We start from the raw sequence: 6,000 nt of genomic DNA on the forward strand, positions 1-6,000 counted from the left end.
CACTCCAATTACGGGTTCAAACGCCTCGAAAGGCTCCCCGGTTACTTGCGCGTTTATCCCAGTGACGACAAAACCCCACAGCCTAGGCTGCGGGGTTGGGATGCTTGCCCAGCTAGACCTTTTCGACCTGGCTGAACTCCAACTCTACCGGGGTAGAGCGACCGAAAATGAGCACTGCCACTTGGATCCGGCTCTTTTCGTAGTTAACTTCTTCGACCGTACCGTTAAAATCAGCGAACGGACCGTCTGTAACGCGAACAACCTCACCCGGCTCGAACAATGTCTTCGGCTTGGGCTTGTCGCTACCATCAGCAACACGACGCAGAATTGCTTCCGCCTCTTTGTCGGTGATCGGAGCAGGCTTGTCGGCAGTACCGCCAATGAAGCCCATGACGCGAGGGGTATCCTTGACCAAGTGCCAAGTACCTTCGTTCATGTCCATTTGTACCAGCACGTAGCCAGGGAAGAACTTGCGTTCGCTTTTGCGCTTCTGCCCATTCCGCATTTCAACCACTTCTTCAGTGGGAACCAGAATTTCGCCGAAGCCATCTTCCATGCCTGCCAGCTTTACGCGCTCCAGCAAAGAGCGCATAACATGCTTCTCGTAACCCGAGTAAGCATGCACAACGTACCAACGCTTAGCCACGGGACACCCTTAGCCAACAATCAAGGAAACAAGCCAGCCGAGCAGGGAATCAAGCCCCCACAACAGCAACGCCATAACCAGAACAACAGCCACGACAATCAATGTGGTCTGAGTGGTTTCTTGGCGAGTCGGCCAAACGACTTTACGGATTTCGGTGCGAGCTTCCTTAACCAGTACCGCGAACGACTTGCCTTTGGCAGTCTGCAGGCCTACAAAGGCAGCTACAGCAGCGAGGGCAAGCAAAGCGAGTACACGGTACAGGATCGGCGAAGCAGAATAGTACTGATTGCCAACAACGCCTACGACCACCAAGGCGACTACAGCGAGCCACTTTACCAGATCGAAACGAGAGCTTTGAGCTTCAGCCTTAGGAGTCATCTATGAAGATCCTGTGAAAAGAAAGCCAGACACACCACGTGAATCTGGCAGGTCAGGAGGGAATCGAACCCCCAACCTACGGTTTTGGAGACCGTCGCTCTGCCAATTGAGCTACTGACCTAAAACAAAATCAGGCCGACCATTATGCAGGCCTGAAAAAGACTTTACAACAACCAACCCCACAAGACCTGAAACATCGAACAACATTCAAGCCGAGGCAGCTGTTAAAACAAAGGCAGATATTTTCATATCTGCCTTGTCATATGGAGCTCTTGAGCGGATTTGAACCGCTGACCTCACCCTTACCAAGGGTGTGCTCTACCAACTGAGCTACAAGAGCGAAACACCTTGCACAACCTGCAAACTTGGAGCGGGTAGCGGGAATCGAACCCGCATCATCAGCTTGGAAGGCTGAGGTTCTACCACTAAACTATACCCGCGGAGCTTGCAGCTCACGCTAAAAATGGTGGAGGGGGAAGGATTCGAACCTTCGAAGTCGTAGACGTCAGATTTACAGTCTGATCCCTTTGGCCGCTCGGGAACCCCTCCTAAGCGAGCCGGCATTTTACATCACGCCGACCTTCTGTCAAGCATTTTCTCATTTAAATTATGAGGTTAGCTGCATTGACGGTCGCTTTGCACTGTAGCCCTTAAAGGTCTTCACTGCGAAGCGGGCGCCATTCTATGCAAACTATTCGAGAGTTGCAATGCCTTCACACAGCATTATTTTATGTTTTAACTCATTGAATTCATTAGCAAGGCTTTCAAAGGGCAGATCGTCAGCCAGGCGACGGCTCTCAGGGGCTACACGCAACCAATAACCCGAGGCGTCCGGCGCATTCAGCAACTGTACTTTGACCTTGATATCCAGGCTGGTGAGCCTCTGCTCGAGAGAGGAGGCTTGGCGTCGATCAGTGAACCCACCGATGTACAAGCAGGTATTCTGCGCCTCTGCCGGCCTCGCTCGATCACGCCGCGCCACCGCATCTGCCGACTCACTCAGGAGGCGAATATCTTGTTGTGCCCCCCGATGGAGACTCAAGGGCGTGACATCCTTGGCCCGCAATGGCGCCTCTTGCTGATGCCAGACGTAATAGAAAACATTGAGGACCAGTAAAAGTAAAAACAGCCAGCGCATAATCACCTCAAGACAAAGGACACGCCATTGCCAAACCAACAAACACCAGATCCGGGACCAGCCGAGCCTGAGGCGCAGCATCCCTCACCAGGTCAGCATCGCCGCCAGTGAGGAAGACCGTGAAATCCTCCCCCCAATAGCCTCGCGCCAACTCGAGCTGGGTCAGCACAAACCCTCTAAGCATGAGCGTACACCCACGCTCGACGGCCTCTACGGTCGTACGACCAGGAGAGAGACGTTCCACAGCCCGCTCAGCGGCCGCGTCGTCATAGCGTATCTTGCGGGTATGGGTTCGCAGTTGATTACGCATAAGCGGCATACCCGGGCAAATAAACCCACCCAGGTGCCCACCGTCCGGACCAATAAAATCTGCTGTCGCCGCTGTACCAAAGTCGAGTACCAGGCATGCACCTGACGCCAACTTAAACGCGCCTAGCATGGCCAGCCATCGATCCATCCCCAGGCGCTGGAAGTCTTCGTAGCCGTTGCGCACTCCGCCCATTTCTTGAGCAGAGGTTGCACAGGAAACAGCAACGCCAAATGCCGCTACCAAGGCAGCTATCAGCTTATCGGTCTCCTCAAGCGCGCGAACACTCACTAACCGACAACGCGTGAGCAATAGACGAGGCAAAGCCACCAAACTATCGATCAGCTCGATATCTGAACCTGCGATACCTTCCGCGCGAACAGTTGCCTCACTCAACTCAAGAACACGCCATTTGATAAAGCTATTTCCACAGTCGAGCTCAAGAATCATCACGCAACCTCAGGCTTAACTCACCACCGCTGTATATTTTCTCAACGCCACCGACATCCAAACGCAAGGCGCCCTGACGATCCACGCCCAGCACAACCCCATCAATCTGATTGACGCCCGCGATAAGCGACACGGACTTCCCCTGCCACGCGTGATGCTGCTCCCATTCGTCTTGCAACCCTGCAAAACCCGCAGCCTTGTGTCGATCTAGGTAGGCTTGGAGTTGCAAACCCAGTCGCGCCACCAGGTGATTGCGATCAACTGAAAAGCCCGTCTCAAGCTGCATCGAGGTCCACTGCTGATCAACATCAGCTGCCCTCTGCATATTCACATTGATACCTATCCCTAGCACAACGTGACAGATATCCGCGGGATCTCCCACCAGCTCAAGCAAGATGCCTGAGATTTTCTTGTGCCCAACCAAGACGTCGTTTGGCCACTTCAAAGCCGCGCCCTGCACACCCGACTCACGCAGAGCCTGCAGGACTGCCAGTCCTACCACCAGACTCAACCCTTCCAGTTGCCGCAGACCACCCTCAATACGCAATACAAGGCTGTAGTAAACGTTTTGCGCAAATGGGCTGACCCATTTACGGCCTCTGCGCCCCCTACCAGCCGTCTGCTGCTCCGCTAGCACAACAAAAGGTGCCGCACTACCCGCATCGACAAGACGTAAAGCCTCGGCATTAGTGGAGTCAATGGAATCGAAAATATGAACGGGCCAAGATAGGGAAGTCGCCTCCCGAGAAACCTCCTGCGCATTCAAAAATACCAATGGCGCAGCCAATCTATACCCACGACCCCGAACCTTATGGATAGGAAGATTCAATTCTGCCTCAAGATGCTGAAGCTGCTTCCACACGGCACTGCGACTAACGCCCAGGGCGGCGCCAAGCGCTTCTCCAGAATGGAACTGACCATCTTTCAGAAGTTTCAACAACGTCAGCATGCACATATCGCCTCAGAATGAGGCACGCATGATAGCCATGCGCAGGGTCATTGCATAGAAAGGGTGAATATCAGTACTGATCGACGCCCCACAAGATTTTCGAGCGCCCAAAACAAAACCCCAACTGCTTTCGCAATTGGGGTTTCGGAATTTAATCTTGACGATGACCTACTCTCACATGGGGAAACCCCACACTACCATCGGCGATGCATCGTTTCACTGCTGAGTTCGGGATGGGATCAGGTGGTTCCAATGCTCTATGGTCGTCAAGAAATTCGGGTACTGAGTCGTGGCCAGCTGGCCTCGCTTCAGCAAATTGGGTATGTGATAGATCGTGGTGTTTTGTGAGCGTCGAACTTTCGGTTCATTGCGTCTTCACACACCGCAATCTGGTCTCTCTCGAGTTCGCAAATTGCTTGGGTGTTATATGGTCAAGCCTCACGGGCAATTAGTATTGGTTAGCTCAACGCCTCACAGCGCTTACACACCCAACCTATCAACGTCGTAGTCTTCGACGGCCCTTCAGGGAACTCAAGGTTCCAGTGAGATCTCATCTTGAGGCTAGTTTCCCGCTTAGATGCTTTCAGCGGTTATCTATTCCGAACATAGCTACCCGGCAATGCCACTGGCGTGACAACCGGAACACCAGAGGTTCGTCCACTCCGGTCCTCTCGTACTAGGAGCAGCCCCTCTCAAATCTCAAACGTCCACGGCAGATAGGGACCGAACTGTCTCACGACGTTCTAAACCCAGCTCGCGTACCACTTTAAATGGCGAACAGCCATACCCTTGGGACCGGCTTCAGCCCCAGGATGTGATGAGCCGACATCGAGGTGCCAAACACCGCCGTCGATATGAACTCTTGGGCGGTATCAGCCTGTTATCCCCGGAGTACCTTTTATCCGTTGAGCGATGGCCCTTCCATACAGAACCACCGGATCACTAAGACCTACTTTCGTACCTGCTCGACGTGTCTGTCTCGCAGTCAAGCGCGCTTTTGCCTTTATACTCTACGACCGATTTCCGACCGGTCTGAGCGCACCTTCGTACTCCTCCGTTACTCTTTAGGAGGAGACCGCCCCAGTCAAACTACCCACCATACACTGTCCTCGATCCGGATAACGGACCTGAGTTAGAACCTCAAAGTTGCCAGGGTGGTATTTCAAGGATGGCTCCACGCAGACTGGCGTCCACGCTTCAAAGCCTCCCACCTATCCTACACAAGCAAATTCAAAGTCCAGTGCAAAGCTATAGTAAAGGTTCACGGGGTCTTTCCGTCTAGCCGCGGATACACTGCATCTTCACAGCGATTTCAATTTCACTGAGTCTCGGGTGGAGACAGCGCCGCCATCGTTACGCCATTCGTGCAGGTCGGAACTTACCCGACAAGGAATTTCGCTACCTTAGGACCGTTATAGTTACGGCCGCCGTTTACCGGGGCTTCGATCAAGAGCTTCGCGTTAGCTAACCCCATCAATTAACCTTCCGGCACCGGGCAGGCGTCACACCCTATACGTCCACTTTCGTGTTTGCAGAGTGCTGTGTTTTTAATAAACAGTCGCAGCGGCCTGGTATCTTCGACCGGCATGAGCTTACGGAGCAAGTCCTTCACCCTCACCGGCGCACCTTCTCCCGAAGTTACGGTGCCATTTTGCCTAGTTCCTTCACCCGAGTTCTCTCAAGCGCCTTGGTATTCTCTACCCAACCACCTGTGTCGGTTTGGGGTACGGTTCCTGGTTACCTGAAGCTTAGAAGCTTTTCTTGGAAGCATGGCATCAACCACTTCGTTACCTAAAAGGTAACTCGTCATCAGCTCTCGGCCTTAGAATCCCGGATTTACCTAAGATTCCAGCCTACCACCTTAAACTTGGACAACCAACGCCAAGCTGGCCTAGCCTTCTCCGTCCCTCCATCGCAATAACCAGAAGTACAGGAATATTAACCTGTTTTCCATCGACTACGCTTTTCAGCCTCGCCTTAGGGACCGACTAACCCTGCGTCGATTAACGTTGCGCAGGAAACCTTGGTCTTTCGGCGTGGGTGTTTTTCACACCCATTATCGTTACTCATGTCAGCATTCGCACTTCTGATACCTCCAGCAAGCTTCTCAACTCACCTTCACAGGCTTACAG

The 6,000-nt window shown here is 53.1% G+C and carries 5 protein-coding genes, 4 tRNA genes and 2 rRNA genes (1 of these 11 cut by a window edge); all 11 read right to left on the reverse strand.

Annotation, left to right across the window (positions count from 1 at the left end; genetic code table 11):
- Nucleotides 1–112: 112 nt before the first annotated feature.
- The gene (gene nusG / locus AB9N64_RS14760; RefSeq protein ID WP_003176436.1) at nucleotides 113–646 is read right to left on the reverse strand and encodes a transcription termination/antitermination protein NusG; all 534 of its coding nucleotides are present in this window, start codon (nucleotides 644–646) and stop codon (nucleotides 113–115) included.
- 9 nt (nucleotides 647–655) lie between these two features.
- The gene (secE, locus tag AB9N64_RS14765) at nucleotides 656–1,024 is read right to left on the reverse strand and encodes a preprotein translocase subunit SecE (protein WP_003194658.1); all 369 of its coding nucleotides are present in this window, start codon (nucleotides 1,022–1,024) and stop codon (nucleotides 656–658) included.
- A gap of 45 nt (nucleotides 1,025–1,069) precedes the next feature.
- A tRNA-Trp gene (locus tag AB9N64_RS14770) sits at nucleotides 1,070–1,145 on the reverse strand.
- Between the two features lie 143 nt (nucleotides 1,146–1,288).
- A tRNA-Thr gene (locus AB9N64_RS14775) sits at nucleotides 1,289–1,364 on the reverse strand.
- A 26-nt stretch (nucleotides 1,365–1,390) separates the two neighbouring features.
- Nucleotides 1,391–1,464: transfer RNA gene (locus tag AB9N64_RS14780), tRNA-Gly, on the reverse strand.
- A 24-nt stretch (nucleotides 1,465–1,488) separates the two neighbouring features.
- Nucleotides 1,489–1,573, reverse strand: a tRNA-Tyr gene (locus AB9N64_RS14785).
- A gap of 142 nt (nucleotides 1,574–1,715) precedes the next feature.
- Nucleotides 1,716–2,162 (reverse strand): hypothetical protein, encoded by a 447-nt coding sequence (locus tag AB9N64_RS14790; protein ID WP_014720155.1) that lies wholly within the window; start codon nucleotides 2,160–2,162, stop codon nucleotides 1,716–1,718.
- Between the two features lie 7 nt (nucleotides 2,163–2,169).
- Nucleotides 2,170–2,919 (reverse strand): pantothenate kinase, encoded by a 750-nt coding sequence (locus tag AB9N64_RS14795; protein ID WP_130175060.1) that lies wholly within the window; start codon nucleotides 2,917–2,919, stop codon nucleotides 2,170–2,172.
- Nucleotides 2,909–3,868 carry a bifunctional biotin--[acetyl-CoA-carboxylase] ligase/biotin operon repressor BirA gene (gene birA, locus AB9N64_RS14800; protein WP_014720157.1) on the reverse strand — a complete coding sequence of 320 codons (960 nt, stop codon included), beginning with the start codon at nucleotides 3,866–3,868 and terminating at the stop codon, nucleotides 2,909–2,911. The genes AB9N64_RS14795 and birA overlap by 11 nt, the downstream gene beginning before the upstream one ends.
- Nucleotides 3,869–4,023: 155 nt before the next feature.
- Nucleotides 4,024–4,139: ribosomal RNA gene (gene rrf / locus AB9N64_RS14805) — 5S ribosomal RNA — on the reverse strand.
- Nucleotides 4,140–4,295: 156 nt separating this feature from the next.
- Nucleotides 4,296–6,000, reverse strand: a 23S ribosomal RNA gene (locus AB9N64_RS14810); it runs 1,187 nt beyond the window's last position.

This window comes from Pseudomonas sp. KT_2_4 (assembly GCF_041410225.1).
In the GTDB taxonomy this organism is placed as follows: Bacteria; Pseudomonadota; Gammaproteobacteria; order Pseudomonadales; family Pseudomonadaceae; genus Aquipseudomonas; species Aquipseudomonas paracarnis.

What these genes read in the sequence shown, in the direction of transcription:
- secE (WP_003194658.1), bottom strand. Translation starts at nt 1,024, where the DNA reads ATGACTCCTAAGGCTGAAGCTCAAAGCTCTCGTTTCGATCTGGTAAAG.
- AB9N64_RS14790 (WP_014720155.1), bottom strand. Translation starts at nt 2,162, where the DNA reads ATGCGCTGGCTGTTTTTACTTTTACTGGTCCTCAATGTTTTCTATTAC.
- AB9N64_RS14795 (WP_130175060.1), bottom strand. Translation starts at nt 2,919, where the DNA reads ATGATTCTTGAGCTCGACTGTGGAAATAGCTTTATCAAATGGCGTGTT.
- birA (WP_014720157.1), bottom strand. Translation starts at nt 3,868, where the DNA reads ATGCTGACGTTGTTGAAACTTCTGAAAGATGGTCAGTTCCATTCTGGA.